The sequence below is a fragment of the Vibrio hannami genome (assembly GCF_029589055.1).
Taxonomy (GTDB): domain Bacteria; phylum Pseudomonadota; class Gammaproteobacteria; order Enterobacterales; family Vibrionaceae; genus Vibrio; species Vibrio hannami.
The window spans coordinates 16,087-38,011 of the sequence record NZ_JARQZP010000008.1 but is presented as its reverse complement, the minus strand read 5'-3'; the positions used below and the strand labels follow the sequence as shown (position 1 = coordinate 38,011).

Here is a 21,925-nt window from a genome sequence, read left to right as displayed (position 1 = left end):
TGTCACAGTCATTCGCCAGCTCCACAATGTCATGAGTAATTGCGTCAAAGCGCTCAATGAGCTGCTTGGCGAACTCTTCGGAATGCGCTCTTGTCCACTCCGTACAAATGGCCTCACACACGTTTGGTAATCGCCTGTAATGACCTTGAATCTCACCAATCATCCGACCAAACACGAGCGCGACGTCAGCCGCTTCGGTGTATTCGCCACTCTTAATCTGCTCGTTGGTCTCAGCCAATAGCGCCTGTTTGTACTCTTTAAAGTCTTTGAGTGAGCCATACACGGCCACGATATCCTGAACCCGTTTCCTCTCTCCCTCATCAATGGACAGCTTGCGCCCCTGCACCCCGGCTTTGTTTTGCACCAGATAGGGCGCAACCTCAGCAATGTGATAATAAATCCGGTTTCCGACGGTTTTGGTCGGTTTGATATGGTTGACCTCAATGGCCTTTTTCACGGTATTAGGAGAGCGGCTGAAAGCCTTGGCGAGTTCGGAGACGTTAAACAGGTATTTTTCGTTGTTTGACCTTTCTGTTTTGGAGGCCATAGTCATCCCCCCGAAAACGATGATTGCAAAGAAGGTGTTTTTCCCAGGAAGAAAACCCCGCGTTTGATTGCAGATTTTCTCATCGAGCGACCGCACCGGCTCTCAAAGTGCAATCAAAAACCCTTAACAAGTGATCATCGGCGATGACCACTGATTAAAGGCTTATTTCTGGCAAATGGCCGCTTGAGAGAAATACTCAATCACATCGATGGGACGCCAATATTGAGAGAAGATGAGCGCGCGCTCGGCTGGCTCTTTGGGGATTCGCTCGTAATAGCAACGAAACCAAGCCGCAGCAAAAATCAAAGACAGATTCGGACTCATGTGCAATTGCTGATATTGCACTTTGTGCATGTTGATCCCAAACGCCTCTTGTATGGTTTCCGCGATCTTAAAAATTCGGTTATGTCCAAGCATTAACTTGTACATTTCAAAGCTGATATTGCAGACACCACCAAAGCGGTTTCCCTTTAATCCGCAATCCGACTCTATCGAACAGATTTCCCATAAAAAATGGCCGAGTTCACCATCACCTAGCGCCTGAGCAATAATATTGCACTCTTTTTTGAGTACAGCGGGAGAGACAACCCCGTGTTTCATAATTCCTCACTTAATCATATTTATTTGTTGTACAAAGAATTTGAGTGCGTACAGCAGCCCCAACGCTGCGAGCACACCCACAACTAAAACTACCGGGTACGACTCACCGCGCGCAATGCCCGCAAACCAAATAACCTGACTTAAGCAAAATCCAAACAGGGTTTCTCCTAAGAAACGCCTCGGTGAGATAGGTTCATCGTCTTTCAAACTTTTGATGTATTTTGCGACCAAGGCCGACAGAATGAGACCAACATAAATCAGGTACTCTTGAAGTTCAGAAGAGGGTTTCAGCATGAAATGATCTCGCAGATATAAAAAAACCGCCCGAAGGCGGCCACAAAAGGAAAGAAAAGACTGAACTATTAAACGTTGCCAAAAGGATAAATTCGTCAGCGTATATTTAGCCTATCGAATCATGTGACCTTTTGTAAACCCCAAATGAGGCCAATTAGCCTCATTTTGTCGCACTTTTCACACTAAAGACGAGATCCCATTTTCTCTGAAATCATATCAATCGCTTTGTTATCCAGCGCTGAGAGCCCCTGCTCAACTTCTAATCTCGCGCCCTTATATCTTCGAATAAAAACGCGCCTTGATATTTGCATGGCCTCAATCAAGTCTCTGTCCAATAATTCCTGAACATTTCGACGACTGACAAAGATCCGGTTAAACATTTTTTTGTAGTTTGCCTTGGCGTCTTTGCGCGTTGGCACGTTCTCCATGTCGTCGAACACCAGCTCAACCACATCGTTCAACCCCTCATCACTCACTTGCTCGCCATACTGAAACTCTATCCAGAGCCGATATTTATCCGGAAGCGTGGCGACCACTCTTTTGAGTTGATTGTGCTTAAACACATCCCCGTGACAAATCACCTTAGATGAGCCCTTGGCACGGGTGGCCGTAACAAACACGTTCTGAGGTTTGCCCGTAGTGCCGCGCTCAAACACCGTGGCGTCACTGGAGCGAATCGGCATTTCATCCGAATAGGCCAGCATCAAAAGAGAGCGAACCCGCTCTCTTCTTGTTTCGTCAATGATTGCCAGCACATCAGCCGACGGAGATTTACTGCTCATGGTTTACAACTCAAATTTGATGACGTCGTATTTTTCGCCTTTTGCGCCCGTGCCTTTATGAACTTTGCGCGCTTCTGCCACGCTGACCGTGGCGCTATCTAACAGCGAATCAATCAGTTTGTTGGAGGCGTCCAGACTGTCTTTCTCGTCGTACACCCCATCCCAAGCAGGCTCTAGATTTTTGGTAACTTCGGCCGAGCACATCATCAACTGAGGAACGCTGGCGTCCACACTTTCCGCTCCTTCCAGCGAGGGCAAGGGAATGGTATGACCGACAATAGCTAGGAGCTGTTTTTTGCACTCTTGGGCGTACGCTTCAGGTAGCGAGGCCACCCAAGCCCACTTAATCGATAGCGGAAACAGCCGCTCTCCGTTTAAGATGAAATTAACTCGTCTGGCCTGAGTGTTCGCCCAGCGAGAATAAATCGCTCCGTCGTCTGTTATCGGCTCCCTTTCGCCAATATTGGGCGCGAGCATTTTGACAGCAAAATCAGAGGCACTGATGTGAGAGGAAAGTAAGAATTTTTTTGTTATGCCTATAATTATTTGAGATTCATCCGGGAAATGTTTCATTTTGTTTTTCTCCATAGTGAGAAATAATTATCGCACCAAATGAGGCATATTGGCGACATTTTTTGCGATTTACTCCTAGTATTAGAGAGATATGACCATAATTTGACGCATTCCGATGATGACCGTCTTAAGCTAGACATGAATTTGTTTTGTTGGTGATACATAATAAAACAAAAAAAACAGGAGCTTAGTTAAAATGATGCATATAGGAGAACGGTTTAAAGCCGTCAGAAAGCAGCGCAAATTCACTCAAATGGACTTCAGTCACATTTGTGACCGCAGGACGTTGGGTCGATTTGAAAGCGGTGAGCGCAACATGGAAACCGGACGCCTTGTCAAATGCCTTGAGCATATGGGAATGACGTTTGGTGAGTTCATGGCGCTCAATAGTTACCCGGAAACCGAACAGATATACTCTGTTCCTCAATATGATTGGGGCGATCTTAAGAACGCCAAGAGAACCCCGATTGCCTACACCCCGTTTGAGGAGGGCGCACCAAAAAAAGCTTTTTCACTCTTAGTCACTGATGACTCAATGACAGGTGGAGACATCTCTTTCCCTAAAGGCTGTAAGATTATCGTTGAGCCAAGTCGAACCGCCAAAGACGGGGATTTGGTTATCGTTAAACATCAGAGCGGGTTCTATTTCAGGAAGGTGAACGGGCGATTTAAGACGCCCGAAAACAAATCTTATGAACCCCTTTTAGGTGGGAGAGTGATCGGGCATGTGATTGGTATTGTCTGGTCAGCGTTGATTTAGCAGGTCAAAGCAAGCAACGTTTTGGCTAGTTCGTTGTTTGCTTGGCTTGCTGTTTCTAGCTCATTCTCTAGCTCTCGATTTTTGTCTCTGGCTTCAATCATGGCCGCATCGGTCTGTTTAAGCGTTCCTTTTAGAGACTCAAGCTCATCCGACAGGGCTTTGACTTGCTCTTTGAGGTTTGTCACCTCACTCGTTTCTTTTTTTCTTTTTTTTGTTCGCTTTCCGAACTCTTGTTTGCTCGATTTCCTTTTTCTTTTCTGACCTTACAGTGATGACAGCGACGCTGTATCGTTTTCTTGGTGGTGCCGCACTTGTCACAAATAATCACACCGTCGAACGTTGTCTCACCCGCCTGTTTCGCGGCCTCAAGATTTGCATCCCTAAGCTGACACGCCTCAGCGTAGGTCATCTCCGTTTCTTTGCCATCGACCAAACATTTCACGATGGTCTTTGCTGCCACTCTTGCCATAATGTTTATTCTCCTAACCATGACGACATGTAATACACATGTAATACACATGTATTACACACCCCAAACGCCTATTTAAAAGGGCTATGCCCTTTCGACCACAACTCAAGGATTCGCCCCTTGTACTCGATGTAAGCCCAAGGATACGTGCTCACACGGTCATAATCCTCAATGGCCGCGTCGAGCGTTTCGTGCTCCTCGCTGGAGTACTTGCAATTGAGTTCGCCCTCTTCGAACTTACCCGCACTCACTACAAACATTATGACCTCCGTTTTCTGGCTGGCTTTTTCGCGCGTTCTTTCTTTCGGCATTCCTTGCACTGGCTCCGGTATCCATCCGCACTGGTAGACAATAAATCAAAATCCGCATCGAGCCGTTTTATGGTTTGGCACATGGTGCATTTTTTGGTATTTACCAGCTCATCAAGCGCCTGTCTCGCTTCCTCGTTATCAGGCTCCAGCAGCACCAGACGAGCCGCATCATAAACCTTTTGAAATTTACTACTCATTATTCATATTCTCCAGCACGACCCGCGCCCCGGCCTCTCCCATGCTCAAAAGCATAGTGAGCCGTTTCTCTGTCATGGAATTCGGGTCAATATTTTCAGGCCACCATGTCGGAAGCTCTGATTTTATCTCATTTTTTTGTTCGTTTTCCGGACTTTCTTTTCTCAATTCTTCAAGGAATCGTCTCAGCTTGCGACGATTAAGCAGCAATGCCGGACTATTGTGGTTATTGATTCCCTCAAAAACATAATCATGCTCAGGGAGAACCCCCTCACTGATTAATCGATGCGCCAACTCATGCACTTGGTTCCTCAAAAGCACCTTCTCAACAGACGTTGCAGTTTTAAGGTTTTGCGTGATCCCCCTAAACACATCCCGAAATCCCTCCAAGGAAGTATCATCGGAGTCAATACACTGAGCGTTATGTATTGGCTTTTTGACCATTTCAGGAGAAACCACTGCAACCAGTGCCGCCTTTACCTGAGCGAATTCATATGTTTTGGCATAACCAAACATCTGCGTGAGCTGAATCGTCAAACCAGTAAAAGAGGCTTCGGTGATATACCCGTTCTGGATATCCTCTTTCAGCATGTCCAAGGTGAGCGGATTCTCAAAGCCAAAGTGCTGCGCGTTGTTCTCAATCGCCTCGTCAATCGATATCTGATCGAGCGCCTTACTGACTTTCTTGTCCACATACTCAGTCAGGCTCGCACTCGTGGCGACGTCCATTTTTGACATATAGCGAAACAGCGCATCATTTCCACCTAAGTCCATCAAGTGATTTGCCATCTCACAAGCACGAACGAGGCGAGCGGGTTCCTTTTGCTTTTTCACCGCATCAAAAATCTGAGTACGGCCATACCCCAACACCTCCGCAATATCGGCATTGGTGAATTTTTTGCTCATTCCCGGATTTTCACTGTTTAGCCTGTCGAGCAACTTCTCAATGTTAGTCATTTGTTAAACCTTTTCCCGACCCCTTCATTTGTGGCAAGAATAACAGCCCAATTTATTTTTGGCTAGAATATTAACCACAAAAATGCAGCGCTCATCACATATCATTACTCATCAGATCTATTGATCAAAAATGATCAGTTTTAAAAGTTAATTGTTTTTTTAAATCATAAAGTTAAATGAGGTACTACTCATCCCCATATGAAATATTGAAAAAATTTAAACCGCGCGCTCTTCGACCGCCAATAACGAACAGGTCGGTTTACAGTACCTACGCATTTTTTAGGCAAAAAAAAGCCCTCACGAAGAGGGCAAGGAGCTTAGAAATGCCCTATTTACAAGGGCTAGGGGAGGGTTGAAAGCCAGAGCCCTCAAAAATCAGTTGGCTTGGTTATGCCCCTTCCCCGGTGAGGCATACGCTTAGTATAGATCACTTTGAGGCATTTTGTTCTCTTTTTTATACTCCTTTAGTATAGATGCGTTATTTTTGTACTTAGCTCTTTTGTTAAAAGAGTTCGCGCGCTCTTAAAAAAAGCTCAAATCTCGTCATGGTCTCGCGCTGAAAGTCGGTTTGAACGCGATGACAACCACTCATGATAGGTGGTGATGGCGTTTAATTTCAGGGGTTCAACCTTCGAATGTATGTAAGTCACATCAAGCTCTGTTAACTTATGATTAACAAGTATGTCCACTAACCACTTATCAATCCCAAGGTCGATAACAGCGGTCTTGAATGCTTTTCTGAGGTCGTGCGCTGTCCATGCCTGACCGGATACCTCTTTGATGACGTCGTTAGCCTGAGTCGGGGTCAGTGGTTTTCGAGGGCTCTTATGAAAAATATACTTTCCTGTGTAGCGCTTGGATTGCCATCGCTTGTATTGACCCAACTCCCGAACGGCTAGCACAGACAAAGGAAGATTGAGCGCGACTCCGGTCTTTGTGGTGTGCGCGGGAATGCGCCACATACGTCCGGCAAAATCAATGTCATCCCATGTGGCGCGCCGGGTCTCACCAATTCGGGTTCCATAGAGCAGCATGAGCACGGACAACAGGCGAGATTGAGGCGCGGCTGAGGTAATGACCTCAATGACACTGGCAATATCATGCTCTTTGATGGCGGAGGCTTTCGGTTTGATGGTGAATTTACCAAAATGTTTGAGCTGAAATCCGGAAACCGGATTATGAGAGAGCAAGTCCAGCTCATACGCTTCACGATAGGCGCTCTTAAGAATGCCAAATATCAGCTTAATGAACGAATCCGAGAGCCCTTTTTCCTGTAGTGGCAACATCAGACAGCTATCAATCAGCGCTTTATTCAAGGTCTCCACCTGTAAGCGGCCAACCAGCGGATTTAGGTGGCACTTAACAGCAGATTTAATGGTCGCTTTTCGGGTTGAGGTGATTTTTTTCACCCTGATCTTGTCATTTACATACCAATTCAGCATCTCACCCACGCTCGACCAGTGACGAATGACGGCCGTTTCTAAGGGGGAACCACACGCAAGATTGAGCTCAATTTCTGGCACACCTTCAGCGATGTGTTCCAGTGACACCCTCGGCCACTCTCCCACTTTTTTCCATCGATTCTTACTGACGTAATACCATGAGCCGCGCTCTCGGCTCTTGTGAAACTTGAGTATGACAGGGTAACGGGGGTCTTTTAGCTTGGTAATGTCTGGCGAACTCTTGGCGGTTCGCTTGATGAGCGCCTCGCTCAGTTTGGTGTTTAACGTTGTCATAAATATGCCCTGCAATCATTTTTTTGTTATCGAACGATGTGGCCAACAAAATTTGATTGCAGAGTTTGCGGTCGCTTCCTGGGAAAGTGCTCCGTTTTGCAATCAACCCTTTTGGCGTGATTTCATCAGGCCGAGACTAGCGTTTATGTCATCAGGGATTCAATAGGCTCAAGCATGAAAACGGGTCTATTTCTGGCCGGGTTTCTGACCGAACTAACAGCGACAAATATGGTCACTGTTCCCTCTATCGATTCTGGTTGCCTCTATATCGCGAAGCGATGCCAAGCCTCATTAACACTGAAATTGCAGTGCATAACTATGCCAATTTACGCACCGGAGCCGCAAAATTTCGCCAATCCCTTCCTGCTAGACCGTCGCGACAGCGACAAAAGAAAGCAGACGCGCGCGCCAGAGGCGAAACATTTGTTTGCAGCAATCAAAGAGTATTCTGAGCCTATAGCGTCCGGATTCCGGAGTAACTTTAGTGCGACATGGTCTATTTTCTTTGGCGTGTTGAGACCTTCAGCGCGGGATGTGACCCGCTTCGATGCTCGCTATTCGCTCTACATAAAGGCCAACGGCCTTTATATAGCAGCAAACAGCCAAGCTTGACTAAAGGGAGAGTGATTAGAGTAAGGAGCTTTTCTATCTGGTTATCGGCTAGGCTTAAGGGGTGAAACAAGCGTTCAGCGAATGCGGTGGTGATTATTAAGTAGGGAGATGAAGGGTGTGCCCTCCTGTCGCGGTGAGCTTGCGAACCTGAAGACGGGCATTTTTAAAGGTAAAAGAATAAAGGTGTGAATGGAGGGGTCGCTATATATAACAATTTCACGCGCCAGTTAATCTCAGGGCATTATATTAGCAAAAGCTAAATCCATTGATTTCGCTCATTTTTGGTTAAATATTATACCACAAATTAGAGGTAACTAGCTGAATTTAAGGGTATTTTTATTTCGGGTGCGCGAAGCTCTCGCCAGCTAAGACGATAGGAAAGAAAAGAGATTCATATGGGGACAGTGTCGCTAGGGGTGCGTATGATGCTCAGGACAAAGCCGAATTTCTGCATGACCGTTTGTTCTATCTGACGCCAGTTCCAGCCCTCAGATCTCAATCTGGCCGCGTATTCGATTTGCTCATCCTTTCTGGCCTCTTGAGCCTTGGTGAGTTTCTTGGCTTTCTCGGCTTTTTTCTCAGCGCGCGCTAATGCTTTTCTGGCGGCTTTCTTCTTTTCACGCTCAGCTTTCTGAGCGCGCCTGAACTCAGCCTCAAACCCTTCGCGCTCATGGCGATTGGTGGCAACAAAAAACATCTCAGCCGCTCTGAGGTCGTCGGTTGCGCCTATCTGCTCAGCGATGGAGTCCAGCTCTAAGCGCTTGATGGAGGTCTTACCCGAAAACACGGTAAACCCATCAACGAGCTCTATCTCTCGACGCTCCTGTGAGGTGTAATAGCCGCTCACCTTAAGGGAATGAATGCAGTTGTCGCGGGTTCGGTCAGCGAGTCCCGCCCTCTGAGACAAATACTCGTTGTCACAAGGCGCTTTTAGCCAGCGGCCAGCAACCTTGTATGAACCAACGATCAGTTTTCTCTTGAAATCATAATGAAGTATCCCGGCCACAAGCAAAGCAATGGCATTGTCGCAATGATCAGCTCGATAATCGAAGCCGTTCAACTTGCCACCGTCAGCGAGGAATTCGGAGAATTTACGAAGGAATTTTCCAAGACGATAATTGCGAAACCCTTCCGGAATTCGAACGTTAAACGTCTCTTTGATGATTTGGCAGTCCTTTATAAAGTCGGGTTCGGCATTTTTCAGCGCGTCCCACACAGGCTGCTCATCCTTGGCGGATTGCTCTTGTGGTTTCTGGGTCGTCATTTTCTTCGTTAGAGTGCTAATTGAGTCGCTTGGTGGGCGACAGTTAAAAACACCATACGCGAAAACCAAAAAAGGATCAAATCCCGGATCACATTACAAAAAGAAAGGGGCGACTCTGTGAGTCGCCCCTTCCCGAAATTCAGCACCACCTGTTTATTTCTCGACAGACCTTAAGGCACCCAGAAAGAAACCTTAAGGCTTGACCCCCTAGCACAAGGGATTGCCATGTATTTATTATGATCTCCGCCCCTTTAATATGCAAGACACCTCCGGAAACCGAACAAGACAACATTGAGCCAAGTCTCACAAACTGGCACCTATACAGTGATTTTTGTCACATTTGAGGCACATGTGCCTCATTTTTGCTTGCTTAAATTAATAAAAAACCTCAATGTGCGGATGTGGACGGATTTTCGACCACACATCAAAAAGCCGATTTTTTGATGTTCCAGAAACAAAAAAGCCGCCCTCTCTCACAAAGGCGGCTCTGATTCATTTAACTATGGAGTTGCTAAATGAGCGTACAGTCTAACCAATTCACTAGCATGAGTCTAGCTGAGCTACTGAACACCCCTTTAAACAGCGCGTTCCTGCAATGGATGGACGCAGACACCAACAAAATGAGCGAAATGGTGGTGAAAGCCGCCTCCATTACCATCGCGCACACTCTAACCAGCACCACTGAAAGAGCACATTAATATGAGAAACACAGCAATTGACGAGCTTATGGCTCAAAAAGGTATGTCATTCGGGCGAATCAAGTTTGACGGCGAATCCCTATCCAAATACCGCAGACCTAACTCAGAACAAAGGGCGAAACATTCAACCCGTTCTGAGATTGAAGCCTATCACGAACGCCGCGAACTTAACGCGCAATTTGAGCTGTAAGGGGGCGCACATGAGCACGGTATTTAAACGCATTCAGGACGGGGAACGCATTCAGAAAAACCCGCAATTGGTGGATGACTTTTTCACTCAGTATCAACTCAACTCCATCAAAGCTTATTTCAAGGGCGAGGACTCACTTGAGAGCGCTCAAGCCTCTTGGCGCATCTTGCGAGACGATGGCTTTACCGCCTTTCAGCTCTCTCAAAAAGTCGCGAGACCAATGGCGCAACTTCGTGAGGTAATGGGTTTATGAAAAAGCCTCAGAAAGACTTTAAAGCTTTACTGGAAACCTCCGAGGGGAAGCGTTACCTCTCTAACGCCAGACAAGCCATTAAAGAAAAATATTCAAGAGACTGGAAAAAGTGATCCCGGATTCCGACGAGCTTGAAACCATCTTACACAAGCCGCTTTCGAGCGGCTTTGGCATTTACGTGAACTTACCCCTTTATGACGGGCAGTTTTACAACACCTACGGCACCTCTGTGAGCACAGAGAAATATCAGCCAGACGAGCAGAAACAACAGGCCATTATCACCAAGGCCATTAATGAAGCTAACACGCTCATCAATCTCGGCAAGTTAACCCCGGTCAAGGCCGTCAGTTATTGCGCGAGACGCTGTCACAAACTGATGTTAATGCACATGGGTGAAGCCGAATCACCAACCAACAAAAACGGAGTTGGCAAATGAAAAAATTCAGAAAGCACACCTTTATTGAGGGCGGACAAATTACACGCCTAGAAGATCATGGGGCGTTTATTTCCTGCTTTTGCGATGAGGAGGAATTCAAAATTAAGCGCATCGCCATCATGTTCCCGGTTCGCGTGGGCGACTACGTCATCAAAACCAAAGTCGGGGAATACATTCTCACCGCCGAGCAGTTCATCAAACACTATGAATCCAGCTCTGGCGACTTCATGCACTGGACTCATGCCGATGGTGAGTTTTATGCCTCGCTTGTGCTTGGTCATGTAGATACTTCGCTGTTTGCTGACGAGCTGGTTACGGAACTCTTAAGGCAAGGCTACCGGGAGGAACTGAACAGCGCGGTTGAGCTGCCTGATTGCTCTCAGGTAATACACGGTTACGCGCATTGTGAGGGCATGGATATGACGCGCCCGGATTTCACCACTGAGGGCGGCTGGACAATCTCAGAGAATCCGGAAAACGGAATTCCTGTCACAGCATTCATGGGAGAACACTGGCTATGAGCAGCAAGAAAAAGCGCAAGCCTAGCAAGAGCTCGCACCAATCCCGACTCATCAAGCTCCAGACCATGCAGTCAAAAAAAATCCTGAGCACTCACCTCTCCGTGTTCGCGGCTTCGTTTGGTGAGGGTATCTATGTTTACGCTAAGAATGGGGAGCGCCAACACATCACCAAGGTGGCCGCAGATGTATTCCCACGAATACAGCTTAAATGGTCAGTGACTTGTTACGTCATGTGCCGCGACAACAACGGCCAAGACTATCTCAAGTCAATTGTTATCACGCTTGATGAAGAACGTTCACACAAAACCATTAAGTCAGCTATCAGCGAATTGCATTGGAACTTTCTCCAGAACGAATGCAATGAGAACCACATCCTCACAGCCGGGTGGATTGCAACCAAGGCAGGTGAGGAAGTGTCTGACGACATCGCTTATAAGGTGTTCGATGACATCGGCGTTTGGCGTGAGTGCTTTGCCCCTTGGCAAGATGAGCGCGCGGTGGTTAATGGGTGAGAGGCATTCAGGGAAAGATAAAGTCATTCTGGTGTTCTCACTCTGGCAATGTTTACGTGAGGCTTTGGGACGAGGAAAAGGACTTTCTTTTACCAAAGGAACACCCGCTCATTGACTGGCTTTGCCGAAACATCGGCATTTCAATGAACATCGAGGACAGGGGCGAGTATTACCTCGTCCACTGGTTTTCACTGACGAAAGTTCGCCTATACGACAAAAGCCGCCAGCCCGTTCCTTGGCAAGAGCGCGCAATCGGCCTCTATCAATCCAAGAAGGGCGGAAAGGCTCACTGGGTTCAACGTCGTTTTGTGAGCGAGGAAGAATACAACCGGGGCATTGACCCCATAAGGCTATTTGATGATTGAACTTGTCACAGACGCACAAATCACCGCCAGCGTGGTGAGTGTTAAAGCCCAATGCAAGAAAGGGATAACCCGCCATAAAGTCCGTTATGTCAGCCCTGAGCCCACCTCAAGAGACATGGCCGAACGCTTGAAACAGGCGCTCACTCTCGCTGGCGTGGAGCTTCAAACCTTCGAGCTCATCGAGCTTGGCCGTCGATGCTGGCGATTGAGCTTTACTGTGCTTGATTGCAAATAACGCTTTTCTTCCTGGGAACTTTTATTGCTTTTGATTGCAAATCTAATTTCTTCAGCGGAATACCGGCTTTTGATTTGCAATCACTTTACGAGAAAAAATACATGAATAACGATACAACCGAAATTAAGAGAGATACATGCACTGTTATGGAGGCGATAGAGAAATATCTATCGCTGTTTGGGTTTAAGGATAACGCGGTGAGCTTGCTATCCTCCTCCGAACAGGGGCTACTTGGCGACTACAAACACAAAACCATCCTGCAAACAGAGATCGCTTTTGTCAGTGAGTTTCAAGAACAAATGCGAGACGCTTATATCAATGGTGGCATGTCTGACGCAGAGGTCGATTTGCACATTGCCTCACTGATTGAAAGCGTTTATCTGTCCGTGCTTTATGATTGGAGCCAAAACCGCATCACCAATCACATAGGCCGAAACAAAGGCAAGCACCACACTCATGAGAACGTGTTCGGTTTCCGTATTGGCGAGAACCTCGACACACTGGCAATTACTATCTTGCTTTTTGCAGAGCTGGAGATAACGGAAGACATCATGAGAGCGGCCGTCAAGATGCTGGAGCCGCTCAGAGAAAAGGTGAAAGAGATTTACATCGTATAAGCCAGACTCATGAGCATAAAAAAGAGGCCGTTTTGACCTCTTTTTTTGCTACCCGCTTAACGCTTTAGTTCGGAAATTTGATTGTTTATTCGACTTGTGGCCTGTTCCAACACATCACTATCATCCATATCAATGACAGCTAATAGGTTTAGGTAAGCATCTCTATGGGCGAAAGATTTTTGAGCATTGGCACTCGCACCTTTACTTTGTAATGCTCCAGCCTCTAAATCTGCAAGCTCTGCTCTTGCTTTTAAGTGTTGAACTAATTCTGATCTTGTAAACATCGTTCTCATTATTTCTCCTGTTCGGTTTCCGGTTTTTGTTTTTTCCTATTGCCAAGCTTGATATTAAATTGTGAAAGCAACTTTTTTGATGCTTCGTTAAATACCATATTGCAACTCCATTTTTGTTTGTTGTGAGAGATTGATAACACCGCGCTCGCCTATGTATTACATGTGTAATACACCCCATTGAGCGCACCATGTATTACATATGTAATACCTAATTCATTTCGTTGATTTTAGAGATAATATCCTCGTCCGAAATATCATCACGTATTGCGATCAATGCTCTGATAACTTTTGCCGTGGTTACATTGCGCCCGGTCATTTCTTGCAGCTCCTTTACCCATTCCGCCATTTCTGCTTTTTCTCTTGCGGACATTCTTGCGGTAAGCGGAGCCACTTTGTAAGAGCTGTCTGGCTTTTGTGTAACAGTGGTGATTTTCTTCTTGTCTTTCTTGCCCTTTGAGCTGCGACCCAATGACAAAGCACTCGTTGCATTTTCTAAACTCTTCATATGTGTATTACCTATGTATTACATAAAGTAATTAATGATTTCTTTGGCTGCTTTCCGGTAGTCATTGATTACGACTGAACCGGGCTGATAAAAGCGGACAGGACGAGAAAGCGCATTTGCTTTTCCGACGTTTGAATCACGACGAATGATAGTCTCAAACACTCTGTCGTCAGGTATGGCTTTCAACTGATTGCCAACAAAGTTATTAATGAGTTTTTCTCTGGAGTCCACCTCGTTACGCAAAATCCTGTAACCGTCACTTTCATCTTTGATTTCCTCAATTGCCTCCAGAAGAGGAGGCACACCATTCAGAGAAAACTTTCCAGAGTCAACGGCCACGACAACCAACTCAGACGCCTGAATCGCGTTCAGCGTGGTTAATGACAAGTTTGGGGGCGTATCCAACACAACAAAATCAGCCTCAAATTTCATCTTTGCAAGATGCTTTTCAAGTATCCGCTCGCGATTAATTTTTGTAAGCGAGGTCTCAATTACTCTGGAGAGCTGAAAATCCGCAGGAACCACAAACAAGTTTTCAATCTCATCCTCTTCAACCATCGCAGGACGAATCACATCATCCAAACAGGTTACTTTGGGCTTATCGAACAAAGACGCGATGGTCTCATCAAACTCAAAGACCTTTTCACCATTACAAAGTAACTCTGTCGCATTTCCTTGAGGGTCGAGATCTAAAAATAACACCCGGTGTTTTCTGGCAAGCTCTGCCGCGAGATTTACGCCCGATGTAGTTTTTCCTACCCCGCCTTTCTGATTAGCCATTGCAATTATGTTCATGCCGTCCCCTATCTCATTGTGTATTACATATGTATTACACAATATACCTTAGAAAAATAAAATCAAGAGAAATGTCCCTAAAACTATAGAAAAGGGACAATTGAAAAAAGACGTCTCTTTTTGTTGCAATTCTAATTTAGAGACGACATTCTCTCATCATCTTGGAGATAAAGAGACGCTCTCACAGCTAAACCGTCTCTTTCAAAACACTATGGAGTTACACATGAGCAACACACACAGTCACACGTCAGCGCCCACAAATAACAGAGAAGAATTGATTATTACTACTTTTGAAAATAAGGGCGAGTTTGGCTTTGCTGGAAAATGTACACAGGGTGAGCACATAGCTTGCAGCAATAACCTATTCACCTGTGTGGAAACGTATCTTGTTAATACTGGCATTGCTCACAACGTTGTCGATATTACTCCCGTTCGCACTTGTGGCGATGCTCAGGACTTTAAAGTCCGATATAACAAGTCGGCATAATTTCCACTGATTGCATTTTTAAGTGAATACCGGCTTTTCCGGACTTGGATTTGCAATCATATTTTTCTCTCGATATTTCTGGCCAAATTTTTTTGATTGCATAAACAAGGAACCGAACAAATGGCGCTAACAATCCGAACCACCGAAGAAACTGAAAAAATGCTAGATAAACTCACTGAGCTCACCAATGAAAAAGCCTCATCAAAGGCACTAATCAAAGGCGGGTATATTGCAATTGAACAATCGAAACTTGCAGAAGATCGCCGGGTAGAAATTCAAACGCTGCAAAGAGAGCTTCGAGAGCTTAAGTGGACAGTTTCCAACTTCCAAAATGCTTTTGGGGACATGATGAAAATTGGAAAGGAGAAATAAGATGACAGCAAATACATTGTTACCATGTCCGTTCTGCGGCAGCCCTGCGGACTTTTGCCATACCGATGTTTTTTGGGTTAGATGTAAAAATGATAACTGTAGCGCAGAAACTCACTGCGGCGAGAAGGGCACAAAGCCCGAAGCGATAAAGATATGGAATCGTCGTACAGCCCCGGAAGTGGAATACATAGACACCCCTGAAGACATAGAAATAAAAGGAGAAGAGATTCTTTGTTGGGATGGATGCGAATGGCTTATAGACTATGTTGAACTAGACGTTGATAGCGGGTGCTATTACATGGCTAACGGCACTCATACAGAGGCTTATTTACCAATGCCACAGAAACTACACGATTAGAGCACTAGACATGACAACACATCGACAAAACAACCTGTTTGATTTTCATGCGGCAATGCGCCTTGTTGAAGCACTAACGGCGAAAAACCATGATGTTAATGATTACCCAAGGGTAAAACAGTTAATCATATCTGAAAGTCAGGCTCAGGAACTCGCCATTAAGTATCCGATTACTATTAGCGCAATTAGAAATACATTCACTGTTATTGATGATGTGGATTTTTATCCGAAGGAGGGGACGCTTTGAAAGGTCAGAACGTGGGATACATTCGTGTATCCACGCTCATTCAAAACACGGAGCGACAGCTTGACGGGGTTGAACTGGACACCGTGTTTGAGGAGAAATGCTCAGCTAAGACGATTGACCGCCCTGAGCTTGAGGCGTGTAAAAAGCACTGTCGCCAAGGTGATACACTGCACATTCATTCTATTGACCGCGTGTGTCGCTCTGGTGTGGATGACTTGGTCAATTTTGTTAATGAGATGCTCGCCAAGGGCGTCACTATTCGCTTTCACAAAGATGGGTTTGAGTTTAATGGTGACGGCCTGACAGCCACTCAGGAGGGTTTGCTGAGTATTCTCGCGTCAGTGTCTAAAATGGAAAGGGGATTGATAGAGGAAAGAAGAAAGGAAGGTCAGGCCATTGCAGCGGCCGAGGGGCGCAAGCCGGGGAGAAGGGGCTTATCAGATGAAACCGTGTCCGAATTTAAGCGACTTCGAGAGAGCGGCCTCAGCGTCACCAAAGCAGCAAAAGAACTCAACATCGGACGCTCTACCGCTTACAGAATAGAGGGGAAATAAGGCCACTAAAATGAGCGGCCTTGTCCGGATAGCGGACTGATTGCAAAATCACACAAAATACCAGGTAACGACCGCAAATTTGCCATCACTTTGCGCAGCTTCAGCTGCTCGAGGAGCGCACTTTTGATTGCATTATTGCTCAGTCTCTTTGGCGAGCTGGACTTTTATCCAGCTCTGAAGCCCTAGCAACTTATCGCGGTTCTCGGCCGAGATTTCCGCATTGGCTGTATCTTCTGCCAGTATTTCAGCATCGGATTCATAACTCCCTTTAAACAACCACTCACCCGGTGGAGTCATCAGGCTCGCGGGTGGCATCTCCAGAATCGGACGCTTTTCGATTGGCTTTAATATTGGCGGCTCGGATGCGCAGCCACTCAGCATCATTAACGATGCACTTAGAATCAGGATTTTTTTGTACATACTTGATCACCTCTTGCTTTACCGTGACAAACTTGGTTTTTGTCTTTCCCTTTTCGCTCTCATAGCGCTGTTCGGCACCATTCGCCCGGTCTCGCTGCTTGTCTCGCTCCGCTTCGATTGCCTTAACTTCCGCGTCATAGCGTTCTTTGGCTTTGAGCTCTTTGGCTTGCCAATCGGCCTCGGTGGATGTCACTCCGTAGTCATAAGACAAATAGGCCAGCCCCGCCAAGGCAATTGTAACCAACCCCGCAACCAGCCAGAACTTGATAGATTTCAACATTACAAACATTAAAACGCTCCAAAGATGACCGCGCCCACTTTGGCAAACACGGCAATGACCGTTAAAGCCCAATCAGGCAAATAAGGCTCAAGAGAGGGTAATGCCTGATAAAGACCAACAAAAAAGGCGGTAAAGATAGCCGCCTTTGTTTTCTTACTGCCAAGGGATTGCTTGATCTTATCCAGCATATTCAATCACCCCTCTTGCAATAGCCTGAGCCAGTGCAAACTTGCACTCCGTTGCTCTGGCAAGGTCGGAATCATTGTCGATAAAAAACGGCTCCACAATCACGCACGGCATAGCCGTTTTAAAACAGAGATAACCTCCCCGGTCTCCCGCCTTGCCTTTTTGCTTAACATTCACCGGGCGCAAACCTCTGTCTGGTAACTCCAGCGCGTCGAGCACGTTTATATTGATGCAGCGCGCCAGCTTCTCGCTCTTTGAAGAGTTCATATAGTGCAGCACCTCAGAGCCGGACGCCTTTTTATTGAACGCATTACAATGAAGAGAGACCGCCACATCCGCGCCCGTATCATTGACCTGCTTGGGCAATTCCCGATAGCTCCCCGTGCGATAGACAATCAGCGGCTCAAAGCCACGCTGAATGAGTATCGGGGCAATCATGTGCGCGAGCTCGTCATTAAAGAGATACTCAGTTACACCATTGTCATTTGATGCGCCTTGTTTGGCCGCACCATGCCCCACGATTAACGCGATTTTTCTCATACTTTTAGTTCCTCGGCCTTGTGGCCTGTATGTTGATGGAATATTTCGTTTTATCTCCAGAAAGCAAAACGGTATCGGTAGACCAATCGCCCGAAAACCGCTCATTGAGCGGGTTGTCGATGCTGATAATTGACTCCGCAAAGATCCCTTTTTGCCCCTGAACAGTGAGATTGAGTGATTGGCCTTTTCGGGTTGCCCGGTATAGCTCCGAATCGGCTTTTTCTCTCGCGTCACTTTCGTTCTTGTATTGGTTCCTGACCGCTTTAAAAGGCGCGGAGCCGATAACCACCTCACCACTTTTGGCGGTTTCAGAATCAAACCATTTCACTTTGACCCCCTTGAAAACGCGCTTGCTAGGGTGAGAGAGTTTCCCTTTGATAATGGAGGCTTCCGGGATAGTGGCCGGGGGGATGTCTTGCCCGGACATGGCCTTTCGGTTTCCGGACTTAGCCACGACATACAACCCGTCAACGGGCTTGGATATGGCGTCGTATCGCTCCGCTAACCGTGAGATAAAGTCGTCGTCCTCCTCTTGCTCCTGATTGGCATGAGTGATGACCTTTGCAGACAAATCGGGCTCAACTTTGACAATGTACCCGTGAGGCGTCATAACCTCATTGACGATTGCGCCGAACGTCGTGTTTTTAAACGTCCGGGTTCTCGCCTCTTTCAATCCAGTGGGATCATTTACCGTGAATTTCCCTGATGTCAGAGTAATGTTGATTACTGGAGGCCAATAGTCCTCGGAAATGTCCGCGATTTGAAATTTGCCCCGGTATTCATCATCGATATAAAAACCAAACTCTCGCCCGGACTCCGGAATATTCCCCATGCTTTCAGCATCCAGCGAGACAGAAAGAATGTCCGAGCTCCGTCCTTTGTCGTCAGTGAGCTCCCATGTCAGCAACCGCGCATGAATCAAATCCGCTCCATTGCCCTCAAAGCGCACAATCATTGCCATCTCGCGAGCCCTTCATTTGTTCCGCTTGGTTCGGATTCCGGATTGTCCGGAAGGGTGTAAATCGCGCCTTGAGTCAGAAAGCGAGAAGAATGACCCTGATTGAGTTGGTAAAACGCCTCCTCAAGCTCGTCGTTGTCATCACCAAGCACCCGATTGAGCAAATCGCCAACGGTCTCACCATACAACGCTGTGATTTTCATCTTGCCTGTACTCCTTAAAAGTGACGGTGATGTCAGATTGACCACTCACGCCCTCGTTATCGAGCTCTGAGCCCTTGTCATCGACGCTCTGAACCACCCATTCACCCCGGTCATTTCCGTTAAAATCGGTGATTGTGACCGTGTCATCAATCAACGCTCTCATGCTGTCCGCAAGTTGCATTCCTGATTCTTGAAACGCCCTCATAACCATCACCCAAGAGTCAAGGGGGCGAGCCCCTTTCACTTGTCTGGCTCCGGCTATATTGGGCGATTCAGTAAACCGCCCGGATGATTTTCTTGTCGTGGTATCGACGCCCGTCTCATCGGCCACTGACACCACAATGTCGTTAATTGCGTAATGCATTAAGCCCCCAAAGCATAGGTTTGCGCACGGTTGAATTGACTGTCCCTGTCATCAAGAACATTAAGGATGATTTGCTTGATGGCTTCCGCAGACAACACAGCCACCTGATCGGCATCCTTGCCAGAGCCGTCAATGGTCTGAGAAATGTGGATGGGAGGAAGCTGAGAGGCGCGCGCGGTGAGTGCTTGCGCTTGCTCCACCTCTTTCACCTTGTCGGTGAGGGGAGCACCTGAGAGCGCCTGTTCGGTCTCATCATCACCATTGAAGAAGTTAAACGAGGACGCTGTCGCCAGACGGCCAACCAGATCCCCGGCCATCGAGCCAAGCACCCCGCCGATGAGCGTTCCAGCTCCGGGAACCACTGAGCCAAGCACCGCGCCCAATGTCCCGCCAATCGTGCTGGCACCGCTTTTGACCACGCTGGCGATATCGCCATCCATCGCCGCGCTCGCCATATCAGCCGCACCAAGTGCCGCGCCCAATACAGGCACCCGCCTGACCAAGCCTTTCGCCTTGCCAAGCATTCCCATTTTTCCAAAGCCACCCTTTCCACCAGACGAAAGCGACCCCGCGCCCCGCGTTCGGTTTCCGGGTTTGCGAGAGCGACCACCAGAGGAAAACCCACCCCCTCGGCCAGTCATGCTCATCTGGCGATCAAGCGCTCTAAGACGACTCACCAATCCCACCGATGACCGTGACGCGCTATTTCTGGCTGAGCTCACTTTCCTGAGTTCGCTCGCCTCTCTTGCCATGCCGATGAGGTCTCTCGCACCTTTGGCTATTTTGATGGCTTTCATGCCAGCCACCACCGCGCCTACTGCACCAGCGGCCACCACCGCACCAGAGGCCAGATTTTTATTCTCACGAAGAAATGAGGTGAGCGCCTGAGTGCCCTCAATCAGAACCGGGCGAACCGTATCGACAACAGGCATCAAGGTTTCTCCGAACGCACTGGCAAGCTGATTGATGGAGTTCGTCCACTCTTCATCCTTGGCGCGCTGAGTCTGAGCAATGATCTTATATTCCTCGGATACCTCATTACCCTGAGAGGTGCCGACCTTGGCATAAATCTCATCAAGCCAATCCGAGCGATTGGCTAAGTCTTGAACCTTGCCGAGCCCCTCGGAGCCGAATATCCCTTTTAACGTGGTGATTCTGTCCGCCTCATCGAGCCCCTGAACGCGCTGAAACACTTCTCTGAGCGCGCCAGCCGCGTCTTTTTGCATCCGCTCAGCCATCTCAACCGGGTCGAGCTCAATCTTGTCGAACGCATCCGCAGCCTGTCCGGAAACCGTATCGCCAGCGGTCATATTTAACACCATGTTTTTCATGATGGTGCCTGCTTCCTCTGGCGCGGCACCAAGCGTATTCAATGCCGTGGCAATGCCTACCGCTTGTTGTTGAGAAAAGCCGTTATTGACCAGCATCGAGCCTGAGCGTTTCACTGACTGCACCACTTTATCCGCAGTGGTGCCGAATGAGTTCGAGGCGAGGTTTATCTCATTGGCAAGTTGCATCATCCCGGCACTGTCCAGCGCCATCGAGTTTTGAATTGCCATCGTGGTCTCAGCGGTTTCGTCCGCGCCCATGTCCCACGCAGCCGCAATCATGCCCGTGTTCTTGACGTAATTGACCAAGTCCGCATTTTTCACGCCACCCGCAGAGCCGCCAGCGGCCAAGCGGTTCGCATCTTCAATGTTCATGTTGGCTGTGTTCATGGCGACTTTTTCAAGGGCGAGCTGAATCGCTCTCGCATCCTTGGCCGTCGTGCCATCTTCCAGCGTCTTTTGAACCTCAGCAAAAGAATATTGGTTATCAGAGGCGGCTTTGTAAGACAGGCCAGCCGCCGCCAACGTCCCCACCGCGCCCACCTTGGCAACCTCACCCGCCCTTGAGGTGAGCTCGGCCTTGCGTTTCTGGAGCTTGTTTGAGCGGTCAAGTAATGCATTTTCTCGCTCAAGCTGTTTGTTTAATCGGCTCCCACGACGCGCCAGCGCTTCCTTGGCATCTTCGAGGCGATTGGTGTTCACCCCTGACGCTCTGAGCTTTTCTGAGACGCCTTGCAGCGAGTTTTTAAGGGATTTTTCCTCAGTGACAAGGGTGGCCGTTTTCCCCTTAAGGGCTTCGAGCTCTTTAGCCTCTCCCTTGAGCAATCGGCCACGCTCTTTCTGAACCTTGTTGAGCTCATCAATTCGGGACTTGTTTGTCTTCAGCTTTTCGCCGATGGTGCCGACCCGCTTTTGATATTGCTCATAAGCTCTGACATCGCTCAGAGTGGCGTTAAACTCCTTTGCTCTGCCCTGAACCTTAACCAGCTCTCCTTTAAAAGCTTGTTGCTGTCTGGAGAGCTTTTGAATGTCCTCCTGAGCCGATTTCGTCTCAGCTCTGAACTTCACATTAACCTTATTAACCATTAATCAGCCCCAAGTTTTGTGA

General features: G+C 47.6%; 38 protein-coding genes. 16 read left to right on the top strand and 22 right to left on the bottom strand.

The genetic code is table 11. The features are described from left to right. The 5 genes from P7F88_RS25265 to P7F88_RS25245 form a co-directional block, all read right to left on the bottom strand. Positions 1-547 (bottom strand): hypothetical protein (locus P7F88_RS25265; protein ID WP_277829337.1); only part of this gene is annotated, 547 nt, incomplete at its 3' end. Between the two features lie 162 nt (positions 548-709). After that, entirely contained in the window at positions 710-1,147 is a 438-nt protein-coding gene (locus tag P7F88_RS25260; RefSeq protein ID WP_277829336.1) for a hypothetical protein, read from the bottom strand. A gap of 6 nt (positions 1,148-1,153) precedes the next feature. Beyond that, positions 1,154-1,441, bottom strand: a complete 288-nt coding sequence (locus tag P7F88_RS25255) for a hypothetical protein (protein ID WP_277829335.1) — start codon at positions 1,439-1,441, stop codon at positions 1,154-1,156. Positions 1,442-1,623: 182 nt separating this feature from the next. Further along, positions 1,624-2,223, bottom strand: a complete 600-nt coding sequence (locus P7F88_RS25250; protein ID WP_277829334.1) for a hypothetical protein — start codon at positions 2,221-2,223, stop codon at positions 1,624-1,626. A gap of 3 nt (positions 2,224-2,226) precedes the next feature. Then, on the bottom strand, positions 2,227-2,796 hold the full coding sequence (locus tag P7F88_RS25245) for a hypothetical protein (RefSeq protein WP_277829333.1): 570 nt from the start codon (positions 2,794-2,796) through the stop codon (positions 2,227-2,229). Positions 2,797-2,992: 196 nt separating this feature from the next. Between P7F88_RS25245 and P7F88_RS25240 the strand changes: the two genes are divergently transcribed. Beyond that, positions 2,993-3,556, top strand: a complete 564-nt coding sequence (locus tag P7F88_RS25240) for a helix-turn-helix domain-containing protein (protein ID WP_277829332.1) — start codon at positions 2,993-2,995, stop codon at positions 3,554-3,556. Here P7F88_RS25240 and P7F88_RS25235 read toward each other — a convergent pair. The 5 genes from P7F88_RS25235 to P7F88_RS25215 all read right to left on the bottom strand — a co-directional run bounded on the left by P7F88_RS25235 (position 3,553) and on the right by P7F88_RS25215 (position 7,224). Beyond that, complete coding sequence (locus tag P7F88_RS25235; RefSeq protein WP_277829331.1) at positions 3,553-3,741, bottom strand: hypothetical protein; 189 nt, start codon at positions 3,739-3,741, stop codon at positions 3,553-3,555. The two genes, P7F88_RS25240 and P7F88_RS25235, sit on opposite strands and share 4 nt — an antisense overlap. Next, a complete protein-coding gene (locus P7F88_RS25230; RefSeq protein ID WP_277829330.1) occupies positions 3,738-4,025 on the bottom strand; it encodes a hypothetical protein in 288 nt (95 codons plus the stop codon). The genes P7F88_RS25235 and P7F88_RS25230 overlap by 4 nt, the downstream gene beginning before the upstream one ends. A gap of 259 nt (positions 4,026-4,284) precedes the next feature. Further along, complete coding sequence (locus P7F88_RS25225) at positions 4,285-4,533, bottom strand: hypothetical protein (protein WP_277829329.1); 249 nt, start codon at positions 4,531-4,533, stop codon at positions 4,285-4,287. Then, positions 4,526-5,488, bottom strand: coding sequence for a hypothetical protein (locus tag P7F88_RS25220; protein ID WP_277829328.1), 963 nt, complete (start codon positions 5,486-5,488; stop codon positions 4,526-4,528). The genes P7F88_RS25225 and P7F88_RS25220 overlap by 8 nt, the downstream gene beginning before the upstream one ends. Positions 5,489-6,021: 533 nt before the next feature. Next, positions 6,022-7,224 (bottom strand): tyrosine-type recombinase/integrase, encoded by a 1,203-nt coding sequence (locus P7F88_RS25215; protein ID WP_277829327.1) that lies wholly within the window; start codon positions 7,222-7,224, stop codon positions 6,022-6,024. Positions 7,225-7,398: 174 nt separating this feature from the next. On the opposite strand from P7F88_RS25215, the gene P7F88_RS25210 reads away from it, so the two are divergent. Next, positions 7,399-7,836 (top strand): hypothetical protein, encoded by a 438-nt coding sequence (locus P7F88_RS25210; protein ID WP_277829326.1) that lies wholly within the window; start codon positions 7,399-7,401, stop codon positions 7,834-7,836. A gap of 391 nt (positions 7,837-8,227) precedes the next feature. On the opposite strand, the gene P7F88_RS25205 is transcribed toward P7F88_RS25210, so the two are convergent. Then, positions 8,228-9,100, bottom strand: a complete 873-nt coding sequence (locus tag P7F88_RS25205; protein ID WP_277829325.1) for a hypothetical protein — start codon at positions 9,098-9,100, stop codon at positions 8,228-8,230. Positions 9,101-9,615: 515 nt separating this feature from the next. Between P7F88_RS25205 and P7F88_RS25200 the strand changes: the two genes are divergently transcribed. The 9 genes from P7F88_RS25200 (at position 9,616) to P7F88_RS25160 (ending at position 12,927) form a co-directional block, all read left to right on the top strand. Then, positions 9,616-9,798, top strand: coding sequence for a hypothetical protein (locus P7F88_RS25200; RefSeq protein ID WP_277829324.1), 183 nt, complete (start codon positions 9,616-9,618; stop codon positions 9,796-9,798). Position 9,799: 1 nt separating this feature from the next. Then, a complete protein-coding gene (locus tag P7F88_RS25195; RefSeq protein ID WP_277829323.1) occupies positions 9,800-9,988 on the top strand; it encodes a hypothetical protein in 189 nt (62 codons plus the stop codon). A gap of 10 nt (positions 9,989-9,998) precedes the next feature. Next, entirely contained in the window at positions 9,999-10,241 is a 243-nt protein-coding gene (locus P7F88_RS25190) for a hypothetical protein (RefSeq protein ID WP_277829322.1), read from the top strand. Positions 10,242-10,350: 109 nt separating this feature from the next. Next, positions 10,351-10,677: a hypothetical protein gene (locus tag P7F88_RS25185; protein WP_277829321.1), complete on the top strand. Its 327-nt coding sequence runs from the start codon at positions 10,351-10,353 to the stop codon at positions 10,675-10,677. Beyond that, positions 10,674-11,198 carry a hypothetical protein gene (locus P7F88_RS25180; protein ID WP_277829320.1) on the top strand — a complete coding sequence of 175 codons (525 nt, stop codon included), beginning with the start codon at positions 10,674-10,676 and terminating at the stop codon, positions 11,196-11,198. Before P7F88_RS25185 ends, P7F88_RS25180 begins: the two co-directional genes overlap by 4 nt. After that, entirely contained in the window at positions 11,195-11,710 is a 516-nt protein-coding gene (locus P7F88_RS25175) for a hypothetical protein (RefSeq protein ID WP_277829319.1), read from the top strand. Before P7F88_RS25180 ends, P7F88_RS25175 begins: the two co-directional genes overlap by 4 nt. Further along, on the top strand, positions 11,707-12,075 hold the full coding sequence (locus P7F88_RS25170) for a hypothetical protein (RefSeq protein WP_277829318.1): 369 nt from the start codon (positions 11,707-11,709) through the stop codon (positions 12,073-12,075). Before P7F88_RS25175 ends, P7F88_RS25170 begins: the two co-directional genes overlap by 4 nt. Continuing rightward, the gene (locus P7F88_RS25165; RefSeq protein WP_277829317.1) at positions 12,068-12,310 is read left to right on the top strand and encodes a hypothetical protein; all 243 of its coding nucleotides are present in this window, start codon (positions 12,068-12,070) and stop codon (positions 12,308-12,310) included. The genes P7F88_RS25170 and P7F88_RS25165 overlap by 8 nt, the downstream gene beginning before the upstream one ends. 101 nt (positions 12,311-12,411) lie before the next feature. Then, the gene (locus P7F88_RS25160; RefSeq protein WP_277829316.1) at positions 12,412-12,927 is read left to right on the top strand and encodes a hypothetical protein; all 516 of its coding nucleotides are present in this window, start codon (positions 12,412-12,414) and stop codon (positions 12,925-12,927) included. Between the two features lie 56 nt (positions 12,928-12,983). On the opposite strand, the gene P7F88_RS25155 is transcribed toward P7F88_RS25160, so the two are convergent. From P7F88_RS25155 to P7F88_RS25145, 3 genes are all read right to left on the bottom strand, one after another. Beyond that, positions 12,984-13,220 (bottom strand): hypothetical protein, encoded by a 237-nt coding sequence (locus P7F88_RS25155; protein WP_277829315.1) that lies wholly within the window; start codon positions 13,218-13,220, stop codon positions 12,984-12,986. A 208-nt stretch (positions 13,221-13,428) separates the two neighbouring features. Further along, positions 13,429-13,725, bottom strand: a complete 297-nt coding sequence (locus P7F88_RS25150) for a hypothetical protein (protein ID WP_277829314.1) — start codon at positions 13,723-13,725, stop codon at positions 13,429-13,431. A gap of 18 nt (positions 13,726-13,743) precedes the next feature. Continuing rightward, positions 13,744-14,520 (bottom strand): ParA family protein, encoded by a 777-nt coding sequence (locus P7F88_RS25145; RefSeq protein WP_277829313.1) that lies wholly within the window; start codon positions 14,518-14,520, stop codon positions 13,744-13,746. A gap of 223 nt (positions 14,521-14,743) precedes the next feature. Here P7F88_RS25145 and P7F88_RS25140 point away from each other — a divergent pair, with 223 nt between their 5' ends. The 5 genes from P7F88_RS25140 to P7F88_RS25120 all read left to right on the top strand — a co-directional run bounded on the left by P7F88_RS25140 (position 14,744) and on the right by P7F88_RS25120 (position 16,538). Next, complete coding sequence (locus tag P7F88_RS25140; RefSeq protein WP_277829312.1) at positions 14,744-15,007, top strand: hypothetical protein; 264 nt, start codon at positions 14,744-14,746, stop codon at positions 15,005-15,007. Positions 15,008-15,127: 120 nt separating this feature from the next. Further along, positions 15,128-15,379, top strand: a complete 252-nt coding sequence (locus P7F88_RS25135) for a hypothetical protein (RefSeq protein WP_277829311.1) — start codon at positions 15,128-15,130, stop codon at positions 15,377-15,379. Position 15,380: 1 nt separating this feature from the next. Next, on the top strand, positions 15,381-15,737 hold the full coding sequence (locus P7F88_RS25130; protein ID WP_277829310.1) for a Lar family restriction alleviation protein: 357 nt from the start codon (positions 15,381-15,383) through the stop codon (positions 15,735-15,737). A gap of 10 nt (positions 15,738-15,747) precedes the next feature. Beyond that, the gene (locus P7F88_RS25125; protein ID WP_277829309.1) at positions 15,748-15,984 is read left to right on the top strand and encodes a hypothetical protein; all 237 of its coding nucleotides are present in this window, start codon (positions 15,748-15,750) and stop codon (positions 15,982-15,984) included. Continuing rightward, entirely contained in the window at positions 15,981-16,538 is a 558-nt protein-coding gene (locus tag P7F88_RS25120; RefSeq protein ID WP_277829308.1) for a recombinase family protein, read from the top strand. The genes P7F88_RS25125 and P7F88_RS25120 overlap by 4 nt, the downstream gene beginning before the upstream one ends. Before the next feature lie 132 nt (positions 16,539-16,670). Here P7F88_RS25120 and P7F88_RS25115 read toward each other — a convergent pair whose 3' ends face one another. The 8 genes from P7F88_RS25115 to P7F88_RS25080 all read right to left on the bottom strand — a co-directional run bounded on the left by P7F88_RS25115 (position 16,671) and on the right by P7F88_RS25080 (position 21,903). After that, positions 16,671-16,814, bottom strand: a complete 144-nt coding sequence (locus tag P7F88_RS25115; RefSeq protein ID WP_277829307.1) for a hypothetical protein — start codon at positions 16,812-16,814, stop codon at positions 16,671-16,673. Between the two features lie 4 nt (positions 16,815-16,818). Continuing rightward, positions 16,819-17,247, bottom strand: a complete 429-nt coding sequence (locus tag P7F88_RS25110; RefSeq protein WP_277829306.1) for a hypothetical protein — start codon at positions 17,245-17,247, stop codon at positions 16,819-16,821. Further along, entirely contained in the window at positions 17,247-17,426 is a 180-nt protein-coding gene (locus P7F88_RS25105; RefSeq protein WP_277829305.1) for a hypothetical protein, read from the bottom strand. Before P7F88_RS25105 ends, P7F88_RS25110 begins: the two co-directional genes overlap by 1 nt. Next, positions 17,416-17,964, bottom strand: a complete 549-nt coding sequence (locus tag P7F88_RS25100; protein WP_277829304.1) for an N-acetylmuramoyl-L-alanine amidase — start codon at positions 17,962-17,964, stop codon at positions 17,416-17,418. Before P7F88_RS25100 ends, P7F88_RS25105 begins: the two co-directional genes overlap by 11 nt. Before the next feature lie 4 nt (positions 17,965-17,968). Next, positions 17,969-18,925: a contractile injection system protein, VgrG/Pvc8 family gene (locus P7F88_RS25095; protein WP_277829303.1), complete on the bottom strand. Its 957-nt coding sequence runs from the start codon at positions 18,923-18,925 to the stop codon at positions 17,969-17,971. After that, on the bottom strand, positions 18,916-19,125 hold the full coding sequence (locus P7F88_RS25090; RefSeq protein WP_277829302.1) for a hypothetical protein: 210 nt from the start codon (positions 19,123-19,125) through the stop codon (positions 18,916-18,918). The genes P7F88_RS25095 and P7F88_RS25090 overlap by 10 nt, the downstream gene beginning before the upstream one ends. Next, positions 19,100-19,330 carry a hypothetical protein gene (locus tag P7F88_RS25085; protein WP_277829301.1) on the bottom strand — a complete coding sequence of 77 codons (231 nt, stop codon included), beginning with the start codon at positions 19,328-19,330 and terminating at the stop codon, positions 19,100-19,102. Before P7F88_RS25085 ends, P7F88_RS25090 begins: the two co-directional genes overlap by 26 nt. Positions 19,331-19,488: 158 nt before the next feature. Further along, complete coding sequence (locus P7F88_RS25080; protein ID WP_277829300.1) at positions 19,489-21,903, bottom strand: phage tail tape measure protein; 2,415 nt, start codon at positions 21,901-21,903, stop codon at positions 19,489-19,491. Positions 21,904-21,925 lie beyond the last annotated feature (22 nt).

Coding starts and splice junctions, on each gene's coding strand:
- P7F88_RS25260 (WP_277829336.1), bottom strand. CDS start 1,147: ATGAAACACGGGGTTGTCTCTCCCGCTGTACTCAAAAAAGAGTGCAAT.
- P7F88_RS25255 (WP_277829335.1), bottom strand. CDS start 1,441: ATGCTGAAACCCTCTTCTGAACTTCAAGAGTACCTGATTTATGTTGGT.
- P7F88_RS25250 (WP_277829334.1), bottom strand. CDS start 2,223: ATGAGCAGTAAATCTCCGTCGGCTGATGTGCTGGCAATCATTGACGAA.
- P7F88_RS25245 (WP_277829333.1), bottom strand. CDS start 2,796: ATGAAACATTTCCCGGATGAATCTCAAATAATTATAGGCATAACAAAA.
- P7F88_RS25240 (WP_277829332.1), top strand. CDS start 2,993: ATGATGCATATAGGAGAACGGTTTAAAGCCGTCAGAAAGCAGCGCAAA.
- P7F88_RS25230 (WP_277829330.1), bottom strand. CDS start 4,025: ATGGCAAGAGTGGCAGCAAAGACCATCGTGAAATGTTTGGTCGATGGC.
- P7F88_RS25225 (WP_277829329.1), bottom strand. CDS start 4,533: ATGAGTAGTAAATTTCAAAAGGTTTATGATGCGGCTCGTCTGGTGCTG.
- P7F88_RS25220 (WP_277829328.1), bottom strand. CDS start 5,488: ATGACTAACATTGAGAAGTTGCTCGACAGGCTAAACAGTGAAAATCCG.
- P7F88_RS25215 (WP_277829327.1), bottom strand. CDS start 7,224: ATGACAACGTTAAACACCAAACTGAGCGAGGCGCTCATCAAGCGAACC.
- P7F88_RS25210 (WP_277829326.1), top strand. CDS start 7,399: ATGAAAACGGGTCTATTTCTGGCCGGGTTTCTGACCGAACTAACAGCG.
- P7F88_RS25205 (WP_277829325.1), bottom strand. CDS start 9,100: ATGACGACCCAGAAACCACAAGAGCAATCCGCCAAGGATGAGCAGCCT.
- P7F88_RS25200 (WP_277829324.1), top strand. CDS start 9,616: ATGAGCGTACAGTCTAACCAATTCACTAGCATGAGTCTAGCTGAGCTA.
- P7F88_RS25195 (WP_277829323.1), top strand. CDS start 9,800: ATGAGAAACACAGCAATTGACGAGCTTATGGCTCAAAAAGGTATGTCA.
- P7F88_RS25190 (WP_277829322.1), top strand. CDS start 9,999: ATGAGCACGGTATTTAAACGCATTCAGGACGGGGAACGCATTCAGAAA.
- P7F88_RS25180 (WP_277829320.1), top strand. CDS start 10,674: ATGAAAAAATTCAGAAAGCACACCTTTATTGAGGGCGGACAAATTACA.
- P7F88_RS25175 (WP_277829319.1), top strand. CDS start 11,195: ATGAGCAGCAAGAAAAAGCGCAAGCCTAGCAAGAGCTCGCACCAATCC.
- P7F88_RS25165 (WP_277829317.1), top strand. CDS start 12,068: ATGATTGAACTTGTCACAGACGCACAAATCACCGCCAGCGTGGTGAGT.
- P7F88_RS25160 (WP_277829316.1), top strand. CDS start 12,412: ATGAATAACGATACAACCGAAATTAAGAGAGATACATGCACTGTTATG.
- P7F88_RS25155 (WP_277829315.1), bottom strand. CDS start 13,220: ATGAGAACGATGTTTACAAGATCAGAATTAGTTCAACACTTAAAAGCA.
- P7F88_RS25150 (WP_277829314.1), bottom strand. CDS start 13,725: ATGAAGAGTTTAGAAAATGCAACGAGTGCTTTGTCATTGGGTCGCAGC.
- P7F88_RS25145 (WP_277829313.1), bottom strand. CDS start 14,520: ATGAACATAATTGCAATGGCTAATCAGAAAGGCGGGGTAGGAAAAACT.
- P7F88_RS25140 (WP_277829312.1), top strand. CDS start 14,744: ATGAGCAACACACACAGTCACACGTCAGCGCCCACAAATAACAGAGAA.
- P7F88_RS25135 (WP_277829311.1), top strand. CDS start 15,128: ATGGCGCTAACAATCCGAACCACCGAAGAAACTGAAAAAATGCTAGAT.
- P7F88_RS25130 (WP_277829310.1), top strand. CDS start 15,381: ATGACAGCAAATACATTGTTACCATGTCCGTTCTGCGGCAGCCCTGCG.
- P7F88_RS25125 (WP_277829309.1), top strand. CDS start 15,748: ATGACAACACATCGACAAAACAACCTGTTTGATTTTCATGCGGCAATG.
- P7F88_RS25110 (WP_277829306.1), bottom strand. CDS start 17,247: ATGTTTGTAATGTTGAAATCTATCAAGTTCTGGCTGGTTGCGGGGTTG.
- P7F88_RS25105 (WP_277829305.1), bottom strand. CDS start 17,426: ATGCTGGATAAGATCAAGCAATCCCTTGGCAGTAAGAAAACAAAGGCG.
- P7F88_RS25100 (WP_277829304.1), bottom strand. CDS start 17,964: ATGAGAAAAATCGCGTTAATCGTGGGGCATGGTGCGGCCAAACAAGGC.
- P7F88_RS25095 (WP_277829303.1), bottom strand. CDS start 18,925: ATGGCAATGATTGTGCGCTTTGAGGGCAATGGAGCGGATTTGATTCAT.
- P7F88_RS25090 (WP_277829302.1), bottom strand. CDS start 19,125: ATGAAAATCACAGCGTTGTATGGTGAGACCGTTGGCGATTTGCTCAAT.
- P7F88_RS25085 (WP_277829301.1), bottom strand. CDS start 19,330: ATGAGGGCGTTTCAAGAATCAGGAATGCAACTTGCGGACAGCATGAGA.
- P7F88_RS25080 (WP_277829300.1), bottom strand. CDS start 21,903: ATGGTTAATAAGGTTAATGTGAAGTTCAGAGCTGAGACGAAATCGGCT.